Origin of the sequence: Mesorhizobium loti, assembly GCF_003148495.1 — a bacterium.
GTDB lineage: Bacteria > Pseudomonadota > Alphaproteobacteria > Rhizobiales > Rhizobiaceae > Mesorhizobium > Mesorhizobium loti.
Window position 1 is genome coordinate 1 of record NZ_QGGH01000017.1, and the last position, 17554, is coordinate 17554.

15 protein-coding genes and 1 pseudogene are annotated in these 17554 nt (G+C 62.2%); 9 read left to right on the forward strand and 7 right to left on the reverse strand.

The window, feature by feature from the left end:
* The 3 genes and pseudogenes from C8D77_RS32220 to C8D77_RS32230 all read right to left on the reverse strand — a co-directional run.
* Positions 1-257: pseudogene (locus C8D77_RS32220) on the reverse strand (glutamine--fructose-6-phosphate transaminase (isomerizing)); the annotation flags it as partial.
* A 215-nt stretch (positions 258-472) separates the two neighbouring features.
* Positions 473-1849, reverse strand: a complete 1377-nt coding sequence (glmU, locus tag C8D77_RS32225; protein ID WP_109671469.1) for a bifunctional UDP-N-acetylglucosamine diphosphorylase/glucosamine-1-phosphate N-acetyltransferase GlmU — start codon at positions 1847-1849, stop codon at positions 473-475.
* A 167-nt stretch (positions 1850-2016) separates the two neighbouring features.
* Positions 2017-2763, reverse strand: coding sequence for a cytochrome c biogenesis CcdA family protein (locus C8D77_RS32230; RefSeq protein ID WP_109671470.1), 747 nt, complete (start codon positions 2761-2763; stop codon positions 2017-2019).
* A 197-nt stretch (positions 2764-2960) separates the two neighbouring features.
* On the opposite strand from C8D77_RS32230, the gene C8D77_RS32235 reads away from it, so the two are divergent.
* From C8D77_RS32235 to C8D77_RS32280, 9 genes are all read left to right on the forward strand, one after another.
* Positions 2961-3338 (forward strand): COG4315 family predicted lipoprotein, encoded by a 378-nt coding sequence (locus C8D77_RS32235; RefSeq protein WP_109671471.1) that lies wholly within the window; start codon positions 2961-2963, stop codon positions 3336-3338.
* A gap of 363 nt (positions 3339-3701) precedes the next feature.
* On the forward strand, positions 3702-6353 hold the full coding sequence (gene topA / locus C8D77_RS32245) for a type I DNA topoisomerase (protein ID WP_109671473.1): 2652 nt from the start codon (positions 3702-3704) through the stop codon (positions 6351-6353).
* Positions 6354-6359: 6 nt separating this feature from the next.
* Positions 6360-8666: a ribonuclease R gene (rnr, locus tag C8D77_RS32250; RefSeq protein WP_109671474.1), complete on the forward strand. Its 2307-nt coding sequence runs from the start codon at positions 6360-6362 to the stop codon at positions 8664-8666.
* A complete protein-coding gene (locus tag C8D77_RS32255) occupies positions 8666-9112 on the forward strand; it encodes a DUF983 domain-containing protein (RefSeq protein ID WP_109671557.1) in 447 nt (148 codons plus the stop codon). The genes rnr and C8D77_RS32255 overlap by 1 nt, the downstream gene beginning before the upstream one ends.
* Positions 9113-9198: 86 nt before the next feature.
* The gene (locus C8D77_RS32260; RefSeq protein ID WP_109671475.1) at positions 9199-9939 is read left to right on the forward strand and encodes an NUDIX hydrolase; all 741 of its coding nucleotides are present in this window, start codon (positions 9199-9201) and stop codon (positions 9937-9939) included.
* 16 nt (positions 9940-9955) lie between these two features.
* The gene (locus C8D77_RS32265; protein ID WP_109671476.1) at positions 9956-11134 is read left to right on the forward strand and encodes an MFS transporter; all 1179 of its coding nucleotides are present in this window, start codon (positions 9956-9958) and stop codon (positions 11132-11134) included.
* Positions 11135-11244: 110 nt separating this feature from the next.
* Positions 11245-11703, forward strand: coding sequence for a YqfO family protein (locus C8D77_RS32270; RefSeq protein ID WP_109671477.1), 459 nt, complete (start codon positions 11245-11247; stop codon positions 11701-11703).
* A 153-nt stretch (positions 11704-11856) separates the two neighbouring features.
* Positions 11857-12024 (forward strand): 50S ribosomal protein L33, encoded by a 168-nt coding sequence (gene rpmG / locus C8D77_RS32275; RefSeq protein ID WP_006201775.1) that lies wholly within the window; start codon positions 11857-11859, stop codon positions 12022-12024.
* A 595-nt stretch (positions 12025-12619) separates the two neighbouring features.
* On the forward strand, positions 12620-12829 hold the full coding sequence (locus C8D77_RS32280) for a hypothetical protein (RefSeq protein ID WP_109671478.1): 210 nt from the start codon (positions 12620-12622) through the stop codon (positions 12827-12829).
* Between the two features lie 391 nt (positions 12830-13220).
* Here C8D77_RS32280 and C8D77_RS32285 read toward each other — a convergent pair whose 3' ends face one another.
* The 4 genes from C8D77_RS32285 to C8D77_RS32300 all read right to left on the reverse strand — a co-directional run bounded on the left by C8D77_RS32285 (position 13221) and on the right by C8D77_RS32300 (position 17530).
* Entirely contained in the window at positions 13221-14288 is a 1068-nt protein-coding gene (locus C8D77_RS32285; protein WP_109671479.1) for an ABC transporter ATP-binding protein, read from the reverse strand.
* 4 nt (positions 14289-14292) lie between these two features.
* Positions 14293-15141 (reverse strand): carbohydrate ABC transporter permease, encoded by an 849-nt coding sequence (locus C8D77_RS32290; RefSeq protein ID WP_109671480.1) that lies wholly within the window; start codon positions 15139-15141, stop codon positions 14293-14295.
* Positions 15141-16067 (reverse strand): carbohydrate ABC transporter permease, encoded by a 927-nt coding sequence (locus C8D77_RS32295; RefSeq protein ID WP_109671481.1) that lies wholly within the window; start codon positions 16065-16067, stop codon positions 15141-15143. Before C8D77_RS32295 ends, C8D77_RS32290 begins: the two co-directional genes overlap by 1 nt.
* A 185-nt stretch (positions 16068-16252) precedes the next feature.
* Positions 16253-17530, reverse strand: a complete 1278-nt coding sequence (locus C8D77_RS32300) for an ABC transporter substrate-binding protein (protein ID WP_109671482.1) — start codon at positions 17528-17530, stop codon at positions 16253-16255.
* Between the last annotated feature and the right edge of the window lie 24 nt (positions 17531-17554).

Here is a 17554-nt window from a genome sequence, read left to right on the forward strand (position 1 = left end):
TGCGCATTGGTCTCGTTGGGCACGCCATGCGTCGCCCAGCGTGTGTGACCGATGCCGATCGTGCCAGCGAGTGGATCGTCCTTGAGCCGGCGCTCGAGATTGATCAGCTTGCCTTCGGCGCGGCGGCGGCCAAGCTCACCATGCTCGATAGTGGCGACGCCGGCCGAGTCATACCCGCGATATTCCAGCCGCTTCAGCGCATCGACGATGAGCGGCGCAACCTGCGAATGGCCGACGATTCCAACAATACCGCACATGCAGACAGTCCCCGATTCCCCGTGGAAAACCAGCGCTATTTAGGGATGGCCGGCCTGCCGCGAAAGTCACATTGCATTTCGTCCCGTATAACGGAACGATTTGTGCACGCATGCACTATGACAGACCGCTCTTGCAATCGGGTTACCCAAATTGTTCGGCTTTTCACCGCTGCGGTGGTCGACCATTCATCTTTTGCGGTAGCCTTGCTCGTCGTCTAATGGTCGGAGCCGGTAGCCTTCTTCTTCGCAGCCGCGGCCGAAGCAAAGCGCTCGCGCAATTCTTTGCCCTTGCCAGGAATTGTCTTCTGGCGGGCACGGCCGAAGGCCAGCGCGTCTTCTGGCACGCTCTCGGTGATGACACTGCCCGAGGCGATGTAGCCGCCCTTGCCGATGGTGACAGGCGCCACCAGCGACGAATTCGAGCCGACAAAGGCGCCCTCGCCGATGTCGGTGAAGAACTTTGAATAGCCGTCATAATTGCAGGTGATGGTGCCGGCGCCGATATTAGCGCCCGCGCCGACGCGGGCGTCGCCGATATAGGTCAAATGGTTGACCTTAGCGCCCTCCTCGATAACAGCCTGCTTAACCTCGCAGAAATTGCCGACCTTGGCCTTCCGCTTGAGATCGGCACCCGGCCGCAGCCGCGCGAACGGCCCGACATCGCAATTCGAGGCGATGGTGGCGCCCTCGATATGGCTGAAGGCATGGATCTTGGCTCCCGTGGCGATCTTTACCCCCGGACCGAACCAAACATTGGGTTCGACGATCGTGTCGGCGCCGATCTCGGTGTCGTGCGAGAAGTACACGGTCTCCGGCGCGATCAGCGTCACGCCCGATAGCATCACTTCGTGGCGGCGGCGCGCCTGCCAGATGCCCTCGGCTTGCGCCAGTTCGGCGCGGTTGTTGATGCCGAGCGCGCTCTCGAAACTGGCTTCGGTGGCAATGACATCGAGGCCTCGCGCGCCGGCGATCTCGACAATGTCGGTGAGATAATACTCACCCTTGGCATTCTTGTTGCCAACCGCGTCGAGCAGCTTCAGCGCGTGGGCACCGGCCACCGCCATCATGCCGGCATTGCAGAAGGTTATTTTCCTCTCCTCCTCGGAGCAATCCTTCTCCTCGCGGATGGCGACCAGCTTGCCGTCCTTCTCGATCAGCCGGCCATAACCGGTCGGACTGGGCGGGCGGAAACCGATCACCACGACGGCAGCGCCTTCCGCCAGTTTCAGCCGCGCCACGGTCAGCGCATCCGCGTCGATCAGCGGCGTGTCGCCAAACATGACGAGAATATCGTCATAACCCTTTGATATCGCATCGTGCGCGGCCAGAACGGCGTGCGCAGTGCCAAGGCGCTTTTCCTGCACGAAGGTCTCGGCCTTTGGCGCAAACTTTGCCGCCGCCTTGCGCATCTCGTCCGCGCCATGGCCAATCACCAGCGCCTGGCTGCCGGCGCCGGCTGCTTCGGCTGCCTTCACCACATGGGCGACCATCGGCAGGCCGGCGATCTGGTGCAGCACCTTCGGCAGCACGCTCTTCATGCGCGTGCCTTCGCCGGCGGCGAGGATGACGGACAGGCAGGATCTCTGGCTCATGGATGGACAACCATATGAAAGGGTTGGGAATCAAAACATGCTAGCAGTGGCGCCATGCTGCACCAATGCGGTTAAATTCCGATGAGATCGGATGAGCAACTTACTTTTAATCAGTAGTTCAACGATCCATTCGAACGCAGAAAATGCGTTCGGCATCCGAAAAAAAGCTACCCCAGCCGCCCCAGCACCGGAAAATTCTCCAGCAGCCAGTAGGACACGGTCTGCACGCCACCGGTGAGGAAAAACACGCCGGCGACCACCAGCAGCGCACCGATGGCCTTTTCGACGCGGCCGAGATGGACGCGGAATCTGCTGAGAAAGCGCATGAAGGCGCCGGAAAACAGCGCTGCGATCAGGAACGGGATGCCCAGCCCAAGCGAATAGGCGGCTAGCAGCAACGCGCCCTCGCCCACCGTCTCGCGGCCGCCGGCCAGCGTCAGGATCGGCCCCAGCACCGGGCCGATGCAGGGCGTCCAGCCGAAGGCAAAGGCCAGTCCCATGACATAGGCCGCGATCGCACTTGCCGGCTTGCCTTGCGACTGGAAGCGCGCCTCGCGCGACAGCAGTGGGATGCGCAACACGCCGAGGAAATTCAGGCCCATCAAGATGATCAGCACACCGGCGCCCATCGCCAGCGGCTCCTGCCAGACGCGCAGCAGCCGGCCGATGGTCGAGGCGCCGGCGCCCAGCGCGACAAAGACGGTCGAGAAGCCGAGCACGAAGGCGATCGAGGAATAAAGCAGCGCACCGCGCGCGCCTTCCCTCGCCGTAGTTCCCGCATTGCCGCGGAAATCGTCGACCGAGACGCCGGCCATATAGCAGAGATAGGGCGGCACCAGCGGCAGTACGCAAGGCGACAGGAACGAGATGGCTCCCGCCCCGACCGCGCTGACATAGCCGATGTCCAATGCCATTTCCAAGAACTCCAATACCGTTACGCCGATATAGCGACGCGCAGCCTTGTCCACCAATCACCATTGTGTTGGCAAGATCATCCCTTGATCATCCCTGGCCGACGCACCTGCCGGGGAAGAAACGGCAGCCCGCAGGCGTTGATACAGTGAGGCCGCGATTTCCCGCGCGTCTCCAGATATCAGTCAGGGAGATTTCCATGAAAACCATAACCGTAGGGCTGGCAGCGCTTTTGCTCAGCACCGCCGCATCTTTCGCGGCCGACGCGTGGAAGGAAGCCGAGGTCAATGGCACCAAGATCTACACCGATGCCAACGGCATGACGCTTTATACTTATGACAAGGACGAGAAGGGCAAGACCAATTGCTACGACAAATGTGCCACCAATTGGCCGCCGCTGAAGGCCGAAGCCGGCGCCAAGGCGGACGACGAATGGAGCGTTGTCGACCGCACCGACGGCACCAAGATGTGGGCCTATGACGGCAAGCCGGTCTATACCTTCATCAAGGACAAGAAGGCCGGCGACGTGGCCGGCGACGGTGTCGGCGAGGTCTGGCATATCGTCAAGGCCAACTAAATACGCCATTCCCGCATGGTGGCGGAACAAGGGCTGGTCGCCGGGCATCGCTCCATGCAGCCGGCGGCCAGTATCAATCAGCCTGTTATAATGTCGCCCGTTACGGATCGGGGCAGCATTTCAGCGACTCGGTGGAAAAATGAATCGGGTCGTTTCCGCTGGTTCAGGCCCACCATCTCCCTTTCCCAAAATTCTGTGATTTTCTCCATACACTCTAAGAGTGTATTGCTGCGGACAGCCTCGCAATTTGGGCGCTTCCCCTTGACCGGATGCAAAAGCGCGGCCATGTGAGCAACAAATAGAACGAGATTTCGTCGCGCGCAGCGGAATTCTTCTGCCGCACCACAGCTGATATGAGACCTCATGGACGTCGTCGTCGTCGAATCGCCGGCCAAGGCGAAGACAATCAACAAATACCTCGGCAAGAACTACAAGGTTCTGGCCTCGTTCGGCCATGTCCGCGATTTGCCGGCCAAAGATGGTTCGGTGCGTCCGGATGAGGATTTCGCCATGTCCTGGGCGGTCGACACCGCCTCTGGCAAGCGCCTCGCCGACATCGCCAAAGCGGTCAAAGATGCGGACGGCCTGATCCTCGCCACCGACCCGGATCGCGAGGGCGAAGCCATTTCCTGGCATGTGCTGGAAGTGCTGAAGCAGAAGCGCGCGCTGAAGGACAAGCCGGTTAGCCGCGTCGTCTTCAACGCCATCACCAAATCGTCGGTGCTGGAGGCGATGGCCAATCCGCGCCAGATCGATGCGCCGCTGGTCGATGCCTATCTCGCCCGCCGGGCGCTGGATTATCTCGTCGGCTTCACGCTGTCGCCGGTGCTGTGGCGCAAGCTGCCGGGCGCCCGCTCGGCCGGCCGCGTCCAATCGGTTGCGCTACGTCTGGTCTGCGACCGCGAATCCGAGATCGAGCGCTTCATCCGTGAGGAATACTGGCAGATCGCAGCTCTGCTGGGCACGCCACGCAACGAGAATTTCGAAGCGCGGCTGACCGCCTTCGATCGCAAGAAGCTGCAAAAGCTCGACATTTCCAACAAGGCACAGGCCGACGACATCAAGTCGATGCTTGAAGGCGCGACCTTCAAGGCAGTGTCGGTCGAAGCCAAGCCGACCAAGCGCAATCCCGGCCCGCCCTTCACCACCTCGACGTTGCAGCAGGCCGCCTCGTCGGGCCTCGGCTTCTCGGCCAGCCGCACCATGCAGGTGGCGCAGCGGCTCTATGAAGGCATGGAGATCGGCGGCGAGACCACCGGCCTCATCACCTATATGCGAACCGACGGCGTGCAGATGGCGCCCGAGGCAATCTCGGCCGCCCGCGACGCCATCGCCAAAGAATTCGGCGCAAAATACCTGCCGGAAAAGCCGCGCCAATATACCGCCAAAGCCAAGAACGCCCAGGAGGCGCACGAAGCGATCCGCCCGACGGATTTCATGCGCACCCCGGCATCGGTCAGGCAATATCTCGATTCCGACCAGATGCGGCTCTATGAATTGATCTGGAAGCGCGCCATCGCCAGCCAGATGCAGTCCGCCGAGATCGAGCGCACCACCGCCGAGATCGAGGCGGTCAATGGATCGCGCACCGCTGAGCTTCGCGCCATCGGTTCGGTTGTCCGCTTCGACGGCTTCATCGCCGCCTACACCGATCAGAAGGACGACGATGCGGAAGACGAGGAAAATCGCCGCCTGCCCGAAATCCGTGCCGGCGAACAGCTTGCCCGTCAGTCGATCAACGCCACCCAGCACACCACAGAGCCGCCGCCGCGTTATTCCGAAGCCTCGCTGATCAAGAAGCTGGAAGAGCTCGGCATCGGCCGGCCTTCTACCTATACGGCGATCCTGAAGACGCTCGAAGACCGCGACTACGTCACCATCGACAAGCGCCGGCTGGTGCCGCAGGCTAAGGGCCGGCTGCTGTCTGCTTTCCTCGAAAGCTTCTTCAAGCGCTATGTCGAGTACGACTTCACCGCATCCCTCGAGGAAAAGCTCGACGAGATTTCCGACGGCAAGCTCGCCTGGAAGGACGTGCTGCGCGATTTCTGGAAGGATTTTTCCGGCGCCGTCGCCGACATCAAGGAACTGCGCGTCACCGATGTGCTCGACGCGCTGAATGAAGAACTGGCGCCGCTGGTGTTTCCGGCGCGCGAAGACGGTTCGAACCCGCGCATCTGCCCGAAATGCGGCTCCGGCAACCTGTCGCTGAAGCTCGGCAAGTTCGGCGCCTTTGTCGGCTGCTCCAACTATCCCGAATGCTCCTTCACCCGCCAGCTCGGCGACGCCGCCAACCCGAATGGCGAGAATGGCGGCGGCGAGGACGGCACCAAGGTGATCGGCAAGGATCCCTACACGTCAGAGGAAATCACGCTGCGCAGCGGCCGCTTTGGCCCCTATCTGCAGCGCGGCGACGGCAAGGAAGCCAAGCGTTCCAGCCTGCCCAAGGGCTGGACGGCAGAGTCGATCGACCACGAGAAGGCGCTCGCCCTGTTGTCGCTGCCGCGCGATGTCGGCCAGCATCCGGAAACGGCCAAGATGATCTCGGCCGGGCTCGGCCGCTACGGCCCGTTCGTGCTGCATGACGGCACCTATGCCAATCTCGAAAGCATCGAGGATGTGTTCTCGATCGGCCTCAACCGCGCCGTGTCGGTGATCGCCGAGAAGCAGCTGAAGGGCAAGGGCGGCCGCAATGGCGGCACTGCCGCTGCGCTGAAGGAGCTTGGCGACCATCCCGATGGCGGCGGCAAGATCGTCGTGCGCGACGGCAAATACGGGCCTTACGTGAATTTCGGCAAGGTCAACGCCACCCTGCCCAAGGGCAGGGATCCGCAGTCGGTGACGATCGAGGATGCGCTGGCGCTGATTGCCGAGAAGGAAGCCAAGGGCGGTGGCGGCAAGAAGCCGTTCCGCAAGGCGGCAGCGGCTAAGGCACCTGCTGCCAAGAAAACCACAGCCAAGAAAACGGCGGCCCAAAAGCCGGCTTCGAAGAAGCCGGCCGCGAAGAAAAAAGGGTAGGACAGCGTGGCGCGCAGGATCACCGGTAGGAGCCACGGCGATCCGCGCACCGCCGACACGAGGGCCAAGGTCAAGGACGACTATCGGCCATCGCGTGACGAAATCCTGCGCTACATCGCCGAAAATCCCGATCGCGCGGGAAAACGCGACATTGCCAAGGCGTTCGCGCTGCGCGGCGACGACCGCATCTGGCTGAAGGACATTTTGCGCGACCTGCAGGACGAAGGCGTCCTGACCAAGGAGCGCAAGCAACTGGCCCGCGTCGGCGCCCTGCCCCATGTCGCCGTGCTCGACATCTTCGGCCGCGACGGCGATGGCATTTTGCTGGCACACCCGGCCGAGGCCGTGGGCACGGGCGAACCGCCCGTCGTCTCGATCCGCGTGTCGCGTGGCGGCAGCGGCCCGGCGCCCGGCATCGGCGACCGCGTGCTGGCAAAAACCTTTCCGACCAACGAAGCGACCGGCCCCGCCTACACCGGGCGGGTGATGAAGATTTTCGAGAAGCGCACCGATGCCGTGCTCGGTGTCTTTCGCATCCTGCAGGACGGCACCTTCCGCATCGAACCGGTGGAACGGCGTCAGCCCGAACTGATTGTCGACAAGGAATTCCAGAACGGCGCCAAGAACGGCGACCTGGTCGAGGTCGAGCCCGCAAGGGCCTCCCGCTATGGCTTGCCGAGAGCCAAGGTGCTCAACGTGCTGGGTTCGCTGACCAGCGAAAAGGCGGTCTCGATGATCGCCATACACGCGCATGACATTCCGCATATTTTCCCGACCGACGTCATCGCTGAATCCGAAGCCGTCAAGCCGGCGACGCTTGATCACCGCGAGGACTGGCGCGACCTGCCGCTGGTCACCATCGATCCGGCCAACGCCAAGGACCATGACGACGCCGTCTTCGCTACACCCGATCTCGACGAGAAGAACCCGGGCGGCGTGGTCGCCACTGTGGCGATCGCCGACGTCGCCGCCTATGTGCGCTATGGCACGGCGCTCGATCGCGAAGCGCTGAAGCGCGGCAATTCGGTCTATTTCCCCGATCGCGTCGTGCCGATGCTGCCCGAACGCATCTCCAACGATCTCTGCTCGCTACGCGAGGGCCAGGACCGGCCGGCGCTCGCCGTGCGCATGGTTTTTTCGGCCGAGGGCCGCAAGCTCAGGCACTCCTTCCATCGTGTCATGATGAAGTCGGCGGCAAAGCTCGCCTACCAACAGGCTCAGGCGGCGATTGACGGCGTGCCTGACGAAAAGACCGGTCCAATCCTCGACACGGTGCTGAAGCCGCTGTGGGACGCCTATGCGATCCTCAAGCGTGGCCGCGATGGCCGCCAGCCGCTCGAACTCGATCTGCCGGAGCGCAAGATCCTGCTCAAGCCGGACGGCACCGTCGATCGCGTCATCGTGCCGGAACGGCTCGATGCCCACAAGCTCATCGAAGAATTCATGATCCAGGCCAATGTTGCCGCCGCCGAGACGCTGGAAGCGAAGAAACAGGAACTGGTCTACCGCGTCCACGACGCGCCGTCGCTCGCCAAGCAGGAATCGTTGCGCGAGTTCCTGCAGACGCTTGGCCTGTCGCTCGCCCGCGGCGCGCAGATGCAGCCAAGCCAGTTCAACGGCATCCTGGAGCGCGTGCGCGGCGCCGACAATGAAGGCTTGGTCAACGAAGTGGTGCTGCGCTCGCAGAGCCAGGCCGAATACTCGCCCAAGAACATCGGCCATTTCGGTCTCAACCTCAGGCGCTACGCCCATTTCACCTCGCCGATCCGCCGCTATGCCGATTTGATCGTTCATCGCGGACTTATTGCCGCACTCGGCCTGGGCCCGGGCGGGCTGACGCAGGACGAAGCGGCACGGCTCGAAGATGTCGCGGTGCTGATCTCAGGCACGGAACGCCGCGCAATGGCGGCCGAGCGCGACACGGTCGACCGTCTGATCGCCGCCTATCTCGCCGAGCGCATCGACGACCGGTTCGATGCCCGCATCTCCGGCGTCACCAAATCAGGACTATTTGTCCAATTGCCGCAGTACGGCGCGGATGGTTTCATCCCGGTGTCAACATTGAACGGCGATTACTATATATACGACGAAACGGCCCGCTCCCTGTTCGGAGAACGCTCGGGCAAAGGCTACCAGCTCGCGGACCGCGTCGAAGTCCGACTCGTCGAGGTGGCACCGATGGCCGGCGCGATGCGCTTCGAGATGTTGACCGACCCGAAGCCTTTGCCGGGCTCCAAACGGTCGTTTCACAAGGCCAAGGGCCGCGCCCGCGCGTCGCAATCGCGACCGGGTTCGCGCGGCAGGAGACGATGATGACAACAGCCATTGAAGAACAGGTTTTCGGCGGAGAACATCACTCGGGCCGGGTCGCCCGCCCGCTGTGGACGGCGATGAAGCGCGGCCTGCTCGGCCGCTGCCCGCATTGCGGCGAAGGCAAGCTGTTTCGCGCCTTCACCAAGACCGTCGACACATGCAGCGTCTGCGGTGAGGAACTGCATCACCACCGCGCCGACGACCTGCCTGCCTATCTCGTCATCGTCATCGTCGGTCACATCGTGCTCGGCGCTTTCATGGGCGTCGAGGCGACCTCCACCTTGTCCACATGGCAGCACATCGCCATCTGGGTGCCGCTGACCATCCTTCTGTCGGTCGCACTGCTGCAACCGGTCAAGGGTGCCGTCATCGGACTGCAATGGGCCTTCTATATGCACGGCTTCGGCGACGAACACGACGTGATCGAGCCGCATCCCGGAGCCTGAGTCGCAGCCAAGAATGCGCCCTGGCGCAACATACCGACCGTGAAAGGCCACTTTCGCTTGCCAGAAGTTTCCGCTAGGTCCTGCGCATGGACGGTATGACCAAGGCGGAAGTCGACAAGATCGAGCGGAGCATCATCGCTCATAGCGACCGGCCAATTCGGCCGCGCGACGCGGCAACCCTGATCCTGCTCGACCGCAAGGGCGATGACGTGCTGGTTCTGATGGGCCGCCGCCATGCCGGCCACGCCTTCATGCCGGGCAAGTTCGTCTTTCCCGGCGGCCGCACCGATCCGGCCGACAGCCGCATCCCGGTCGCCGCTGCATTGCACCCGGAGCAGGAAGCCAGGCTGATCGCCGGGCCGGGGCGCATAAGCGCCGCACGAGCCCGCGCCATCGCCTTGTCGGCCATCCGCGAGACCTATGAGGAAGCCGGATTGCTGATCGGCCGCAAAGGCGCTTTCGCCACCGTCAGGCCCGATTGGCAAGGTTTTGCCGAACACGGCGTGCAGCCCTCTCTGGACATGCTGCGCTTCGTCGCGCGCGCCATCACGCCGCCCAACCGGGTGCGCCGCTTCGACACGCGCTTCTTTAGCGCCTGGCGCGACGACGTCGCAGTCGAACTGCCCGGTGGCGGCCCGACCAACGAACTCGAAGAGCTGGTCTGGTTGCCGCTTGCCAAGGCCAGGGAAGCCGACATACCCGACATCACCCGAATGATCCTGGACGAGCTGCAAAAGCGCCTCGCCCATGATCCGCTGTTGCGTCCGGGCGGTCCCGTGCCCTTCTACCGGCTTGTCCGCAACCGCTTCACCCGCGAACTTCTGTAGAGTATTCAGCATCCCCATGACGGTCGATACCCAACCACAGGGCGACGAACGCGTACACTGGCTGCCGATGGTGGCGGCGATCTCGTCGATCAGCGTCGTCGGCATCGCCATCGGCCTTGGCATGCCGCTGCTCAGCGTCATCCTGGAAACACGCGGCCATTCGGCCTCGATGATCGGCCTCAACACGGCCGTCGCCGGCCTCGCCTCGATCGCCGGCGCGCCGCTGGCGACGCCACTCGCCATGCGCTTCGGCGTTGCCTGGACCATGATTGCGATGATCGCGACCGGCGCGCTTGCCTTTGTCGGCTTTCATTTCGCGCCCGATTTCTGGATGTGGTTTCCGCTGCGCATCGTGCTGCACATCGCGCTGACGGTGCTGTTCATCCTGTCTGAATTCTGGATCAGCACCTCGGCGCCGCCGCACCGGCGCGGCCTTGTGCTGGGCATTTACGCAACGGTTCTGTCGCTTGGCTTTGCCGCCGGGCCGTGGCTGTTCGCCCATCTCGGCAGCTCAGGCTTCAGGCCGTTCGGCGTCATCATCGGTCTGGTGACGCTGGCAGCCATACCCGTGCTGGCGGCGCGCAACGAGAGCCCGTCGATCGCCTCCGACGGCGAGACCAGCAATTTCCTGCGCTACATCTGGCTGGTGCCGTCGGCGACCGCGGCCGTGCTGGTGTTCGGTGCGGTGGAAACCGGCGGCTTTGCGCTGTTTCCGATCTATGGCAGCCGCATCGGCTATTCCGAGGCCGACGCAGCCCTTCTCCTGACCATGATCGGTCTTGGCAACGTGCTGCTGCAGATCCCGATCGGCATGATCAGCGACCGCGTCAGCGACCGCCGCTATCTGCTGATTGCCTGCGCCACGGTCGGTCTTGTCGGCACCGTCTTCATGCCCTTCTTCGCCCAGAACTGGCATTTGATGGCAGCACTTCTGTTTGTCTGGGGTGGCGTCGTCGCTGCCATGTACACGATCGGCCTTGCCCATCTCGGCTCGCAGCTTTCGGGCCACGAACTGGCGTCGGCCAACGCCGCCTTCGTGCTGTGCTACGGCGTCGGCATGGTGCTCGGCCCGCAAGCGATCGGCATCGGCATGGATGCGTTCGGTCCGTCCGGCTTCGGCTGGTCGCTAGGCCTGTTCTTCGCCGCCTACATTGCTTTGGTCGCCGTCAGGCTGGTCCGCAAGATCCTCCTGTAGCGCGACTGCTACCGGCCCTGCATTCGCATTGGCCGATGACAGGCTGCTGACAGAACCGTGTCAGGAGCACAGGGCTAAAAGGGTGTCCCAAAACACTTGAGGACACTTCCATGATCGACAGCGGCTTTGAAACCACATCGCTACGAATGACACTGCTTCTGCTTGTGACCTTCCAGGCCCCGGCCGCCGATGTCGACCGCATCATGGACGCGGTGGTCGCGATCGCACCGCTGGCCATGGGCAAATATGACCGTAATGCCTATCAGTCGGCGCACGGCATCGAACGCTACAGGCCGCTTGACGGTGCGGCCGCCAGCGCCGAAACGGAATTGCGGCGGCGCCCCGGCACGGTTGAGGTTTCCTTCGAACTGCCGGACGACCAGACGCTGGCCGCCCGCGTCGTCGAGGCGATTTTCCAGGCCCATTCCTACCAGGAACCGGTGATCCGCATTCAGCCGATCCTTGCCAGCCGTTCCAAAGGGCTGGACGACCGCGCCAATCCGAATCGCTGGTGGAACACGACCGGCGACTGGAAGAAGGTTGCGGCATCGGCGACAGAAACCGCATGATTTCCGCTCACCAGTCGGCTCAGGCGGGTCGCACAGGACCTACCGGGCTTGACTTTCCGGGCGCGTTCTTTATGTGTCGCGCCAAGTTTCCCGCGTCCGGGTGTTTCCCCGTGCTCCAGCGGCCAAAACCCCACGAACAAACGGACTGATATCATGGCCAAAGCCGCAAACATCAAGATCAAGCTTCTGTCGACCGCCGACACCGGTTTCTTCTACGTGACCAGCAAGAACAGCCGTACCAAGACGGACAAGCTGTCGTTCCGCAAGTACGACCCGGTCGCCAAGAAGCACGTCGAATTCAAGGAAACCAAGATCAAGTAATCTGGGTTTTCCTTCTGCAATGCCGAAACGCCGCCCAGTGGGCGGCGTTTTTCGTTTATAGCCAATTGATGTCATTGCATCCGCGCAAAGCCTCCAGCCAAAAGGATTGACCGTCGCCATGGTTGCGGCACCCTCGGTCGTGTGGGCTGGCAGGGTGTCATGAACAGGGCCCCTACGGATGTCGAAGAAGTTGAAAGCTGCAATCATTGCAGCCCTTGTTGCTCTGGCTGCTGGCTTCGCTGTCAGCAACGGGCTGATAAGCAGCAGACGGCCGACGAGATCAAGGCCAGGACTGACCAAGTTCTGACCGAGGAGGCAGCCCAGCCTGCACCTCAGCCTGCCTCCGATAATCCCCCTGCACCTTCTACGGAACCTGCGCCGCAAGCTCCGAGCCCGCTTGCCGCAGCACAGCAGCAAGAGTCTCAACAGGGTCAATGAAAAAGCCCCCCGCACGAGCGAGCCTCTCTCGCAATCACCACACCTACGGAGTGTATCGTTTTAATACAATCGCCAATTGGTAGACTCGCACGATGGATAGGCAGTTAGTTTCAGCGTCAGGCTAAAAGGGGGAAATGCCTCGACCTGGGAGAAAACGATGTCCATTCAAAAAGGTGACTATCGAACAAACAGAGCCGACTACGCGATTGCCGCGACGCATGGCGATGTGCTCGCCGAAGACAGCGTTCGAGACGAGATTCTGGCAAGAAGAAAAAAGTCCCTGTGGCTAAAGGAGCGGCGATCAGCCAAGTCAGCTGAGAACCCAATGGACAGCTCGCCGCTGCCTAGAAGAAACCCTCGCGGTTAGACGCCACGGCCACCTTCCGCGATCGCACCATACCCGCACACCACCGATTCGCCCATATTTCCGGAGGCAGCCGCCGGTATTGACCTCTCGTATGGCGGCCCTACTTCGTGACGAAATGGCTTCCGTTCTTTTTAGAAGACGGCGGGACTAAAGTCTTGTGCCCTACACGCAAAGGTCTGAGGGGTCCTGTTCGGTTCCGGAAATGTCTGCTGGACGTTCCATTATTTTAGTCAATCGAGATATAACCTTCCCTTCTACTTCCCACCCGACATCCGCGCCTGATGCGGCCGTTCGTATCCGCAGGTCCTGCAGTTCCGCAGATTCAGCGCCTTGTGTAGACATGCAACTGGTCGATCGCGTCCCGAGTGCCCTCAGCCCGGGCCGAGTTCCCTCAGCCGACGCGATCACCGTTTTTCGGATCGAACAAATGCAGCGACTCCGGATCGGCCGCCAGCCGCACCACGTCGCCGGGCTTCACGCCGGCGCGGCCCATGGCAAAGACGCAAAGCTGCTGGCTGGCCAATTTGACGTAGAACTGCGTCGAAAGCCCGAGTGGCTCCACCACCCCCACCTCGCCCTTCAACGCCCCGTCATCCGCCAGCCGGATATGCTCGGGCCGCAGACCGACGGTGATGGCGTCACCGTCCTTCAGCGGCAGGCCTTCCGGCAGGCGCAGCGCCTGGCCATCGGCCAGTACGGCCTCCGACGTACCACGCTGACGAACCGTCGCCGGCAGAAAATTCATGCCGGGTGAACCGATGAAGCCAGCGACGAACATGTTGGCCGGCCGGTCATAGAGATCGAGCGGCGCGCCGACCTGCTGGATCAGCCCGTCATGCATGACGACAATCCGGTCAGCCATGGTCATCGCCTCGATCTGGTCGTGCGTGACGTAGACCGATGTCGTCTTCAGTTGCTGGTGCAGTGCCTTGATCTCGGCGCGCATATGGACGCGCAGCTTGGCGTCGAGGTTCGACAGCGGCTCGTCGAACAGGAAGACCTTGGGGTCGCGCACAATCGCACGGCCCATGGCGACGCGCTGACGCTGGCCGCCGGAAAGTTGCCGCGGCAAGCGCTGCAGGAACGTGTCGAGCCCGAGCCGCTTGGCGGCGCCGTCCACCCTCGCGTCGATCGTCGCCTTCTCCGCCTTCTTCAAGAGCAGGCTGAAACCCATGTTCTTCGACACGTCCATATGCGGATAGAGCGCGTAGGACTGGAACACCATGGCGATGTCGCGGTCCTTGGGTGCTACATCATTGACCAGCCGCTCGCCGATGCGGATCTCGCCGCCGGAAGCCTCCTCCAGCCCGGCGATCATGCGCAAGAGCGTGGACTTGCCGCAGCCTGACGGCCCAACCAGGACGACGAACTCGCCATCGGCGATTTCAAGGTCGACCGCGTGCAGGACGCGGACGGCGCCATAATCCTTGCGGACTTTTTCGAGCGTAACAGAGGCCATCGATCTATCCTTTGACGGCGCCGGCGGTCAGGCCGGTGACGAGATAGCGTTGCAGGAAGGCGAAGAAGATGCAGACCGGGATCAGCGCCAGGACGGACGCGGCCATCATCTGTCCCCAGTCGACGGCGAACTTGCCTATGTAGGTGAGCAGCCCAACCGCGAAGGTTTTCTTGTCATCGCTGGAAATCAGCATCAGCGCGAACAACAGCTCGCTCCAGGCAGCTGTGAAGACGAAACCCAGTGTCGCACCCATGCCGGGCAGCGTCAGCGGCACGATCACCTTGCGCATGGCCTCAGCGCGCGTGCAGCCGTCGATCATTGCCGCCTCTTCCAGGTCCTTTGGGATACCATCGAAGAAGGACTGCATCAGGAAGGTGGCGAAGGCTGTGTTGAAGGCAGTGTAGATGATGATCAGCCCGATCAGGCTGTTGGTGAGGCCAAGCTCGCCCATGACGCGGTAGATCGGCGGAATGACCATCACCAGCGGGAAGGTTTGGGTCAAAAGCAGCATGATGGCGAGCGCCGCCTTGCCGCGGAAGGTGAAGCGCGACATGGCATAGCCGGCGAGCGTGGCAATGACCGTCACCAACGCCGCCGTCGCCATCGAAACGATGACACTGTTCAGGAAATAGCGTGGGAAATCAGAGACTTCCAGAACGGTATAGAAATTCTGAAAGGTCGTCTGCGACGGCCACAAGGTGATGCCTTCGGAATAGAGCAATCGCTCCGGCGTGACCGATATTTTCAGTGTCCAGAAGATCGGGAACAGCGCGAAGATCATGTAGGTCGCGATGGCGCCGTAGAGGCCGATACCGCTGAGAAAGCGTGAAGAGGTGGAGCGCCCGGCGATCATCAGACGTGCCTCACGATTGAGCGCCGAATGCCGATCAGCGCCACGGCATAGACGATGAGCAAGACGAGCAGCAGCACCGCCACCGCCGAGGCGTAGCCCTTGTCCAGGGACTTGAAGGCGCTGACATAGATGTAGACCGGCACGGTGCTTGTCGACCCGGCGGGACCGCCTGCCGTCATCACAAAGATCAGGTCGGCAAATGTGGCGATCCAGATGGTGCGCAGCATGACGGTGATGGCGATGGTTGGCGCCAGGAACGGCAGCGTCACCTTGGTGAAGCGCTGCCACGGCGAGGCACCGTCGATGGCAGCGGCTTCATGCAGTTCCGACGGGATCGACTTGAGCGCCGCGAGCAGCGTGATGGCGAAGAACGGGATGCCGAACCAGATGTTTGCGATGATCGGCCCCCACATCGCGGTGGCCGGGTCGGACAGGATGCTGGTGGTCGACTCAGCCCTGAGCCCCAATGCGAAGAGCCAGTGCGGCAGCGGTCCGATGATCGGGTTGAACAGCCATGCCCAGGTCAGGCCCGACAGGAACGAAGGCACGGCCCATGGCAGAAAGACCACAGCCTGGACAAATTTGCGTCCGACGAACGGTTTGTCGAGAAGCAGCGCCAGGCCAAGGCCAAGGAAGAACTGGAAGAAGAGGCTGGCGACTGTCCACCACAGCGTGTTGACCAGCGCCTGCCCGAGCACCTGGTCCGACAGCATCGCCTGATACTGTCCGAGCCCGACATATTCCGATTTGAAAGCCGAGAATTTGCGGAAGGAGTAGCTGATGCCGATGATGAGCGGCACCAGAAGCACCACGACCAGCAGGATGATCGCCGGGCTGAGATACAGCCATGGCTCGATTGCGGCGTTCGAGAGCCGCTTGCGACGCGGCTTGCCGGCGGATCGTATTTCGGACACGGCGTAGGTCATTGGGTGAGGATCGGCTCCCTGGAGCGGCGTCGGGGACAGCGTCCTTCTCCCCGTCACTATACGGGGAGAAGATGCCGGCAGGCAGATGAGGGGCAGTGCTGAGCTGACAGAACTTGGCGCCGCCCCTCATCCGGCCCTATCGGGCCACCTTCTCCCCGTGAAACGGGGAGAAGGAAAAAAGGCGGCTACTTCTTGTTCTTGGCCAGCCAGTCCTGCTGTTCCTTGGTCAGGAACGTGGCCCATGCGTCGGCCGCTTCCTTGGCCGTCTTCTGGCCAAGCAGGACTTCCTGAAAATTCTTGATCGCCACCTGGTCGACGAAGTTGCCGAGGTTCTCCAGATGCGTCGGCGGGGTCACCATTTCATATTTGGAGGTATCGCTGAGCTCCGTGAACCAGCCCTTGAACTGCTCGGTCTTGAAATGGGCATCCTGGTCGGCGCCCTTGTGGATCGGGACGACGCCGACTTCCTTGGCCCATTCGAGATTGTCCTTCGGCGACAGCAGCGTCGCCATCAGCTTCCAGGCATCGTCCTTGTGCTGCGAGTTGGCAAACATCGCCCAGCCGGCATAGCCCAGCGTCGGATAGGACTTGCCGCTCGGCCCGACCGGCATCGGCGCCACGGCGAAGTCGTCGGCGCTCATCTTGTCGGCGATGCCGAGCAGCGCGTCCGGATCCTGGTTGAGCATGGCGCAGGTGCCGGAGTAGAAGCCGGTGACCGTTTCGTTGAAGCCCCAGCTCACCGCATCTTTCGGCGCCAGGCCGTCCTTGTACATGTCGGCCAGCATCTGCAGGCCCTTGACCGAGCCTTCGTCGTTGATCGTCGAGGTGCCGTCCTCGTTGAAGTAGCCACCCTTGCCGGCGGCGATGTTCATGAACATGTGCATGCCGTTGAAGGCGCCCGGCCCGCCGCGCAGGCAGTAGCCGTACTTCCCCGGGAGCGCGGAAATCTTCTTGGAATCGGCAATGAAATCATCAAGCGTCGCCGGCGGGCCATCGAGGCCGGCCTCTTTGAACAGTTTCTTGTTCCAGAACAGCGCGTTCACATAGTAGCCGTAGGGGATCATGAACTGGGTGTTGTTGACGGTCGAGCCGAACTGCTTGGCGCGGTCGCCGAGCGTCTTGGCGTCGTCCCATTTGGCCATATACGGGCCGAGATCCTCCAGCTGGGCATTGTTGGCATAGAGGCCCATCCAGCGTTCCGGCATCTCGACGATATCGGGCGTATCGCCGGCCTGCACCATGGTGAGGAATTTCTCGAAAGCCTGGCCCCAGGGCAGCGAGATCAGCTCGACCTTGACGCCCGGATTGGCCGTTTCGAACTCGGCAATCTGCTTCTTCAGGAATTCGGTGCGTGGCGGGCTGGTGATGACTTCGACCATTTTCAGGGTCGAATCGGCCATAGCGCTTCCGGCGAAAATCGCCAGCCCCGCAACGGTGGCAAGCATGACGGTCAGTTTTTTCATGTTCAAGACTCCCATTTTGAACCC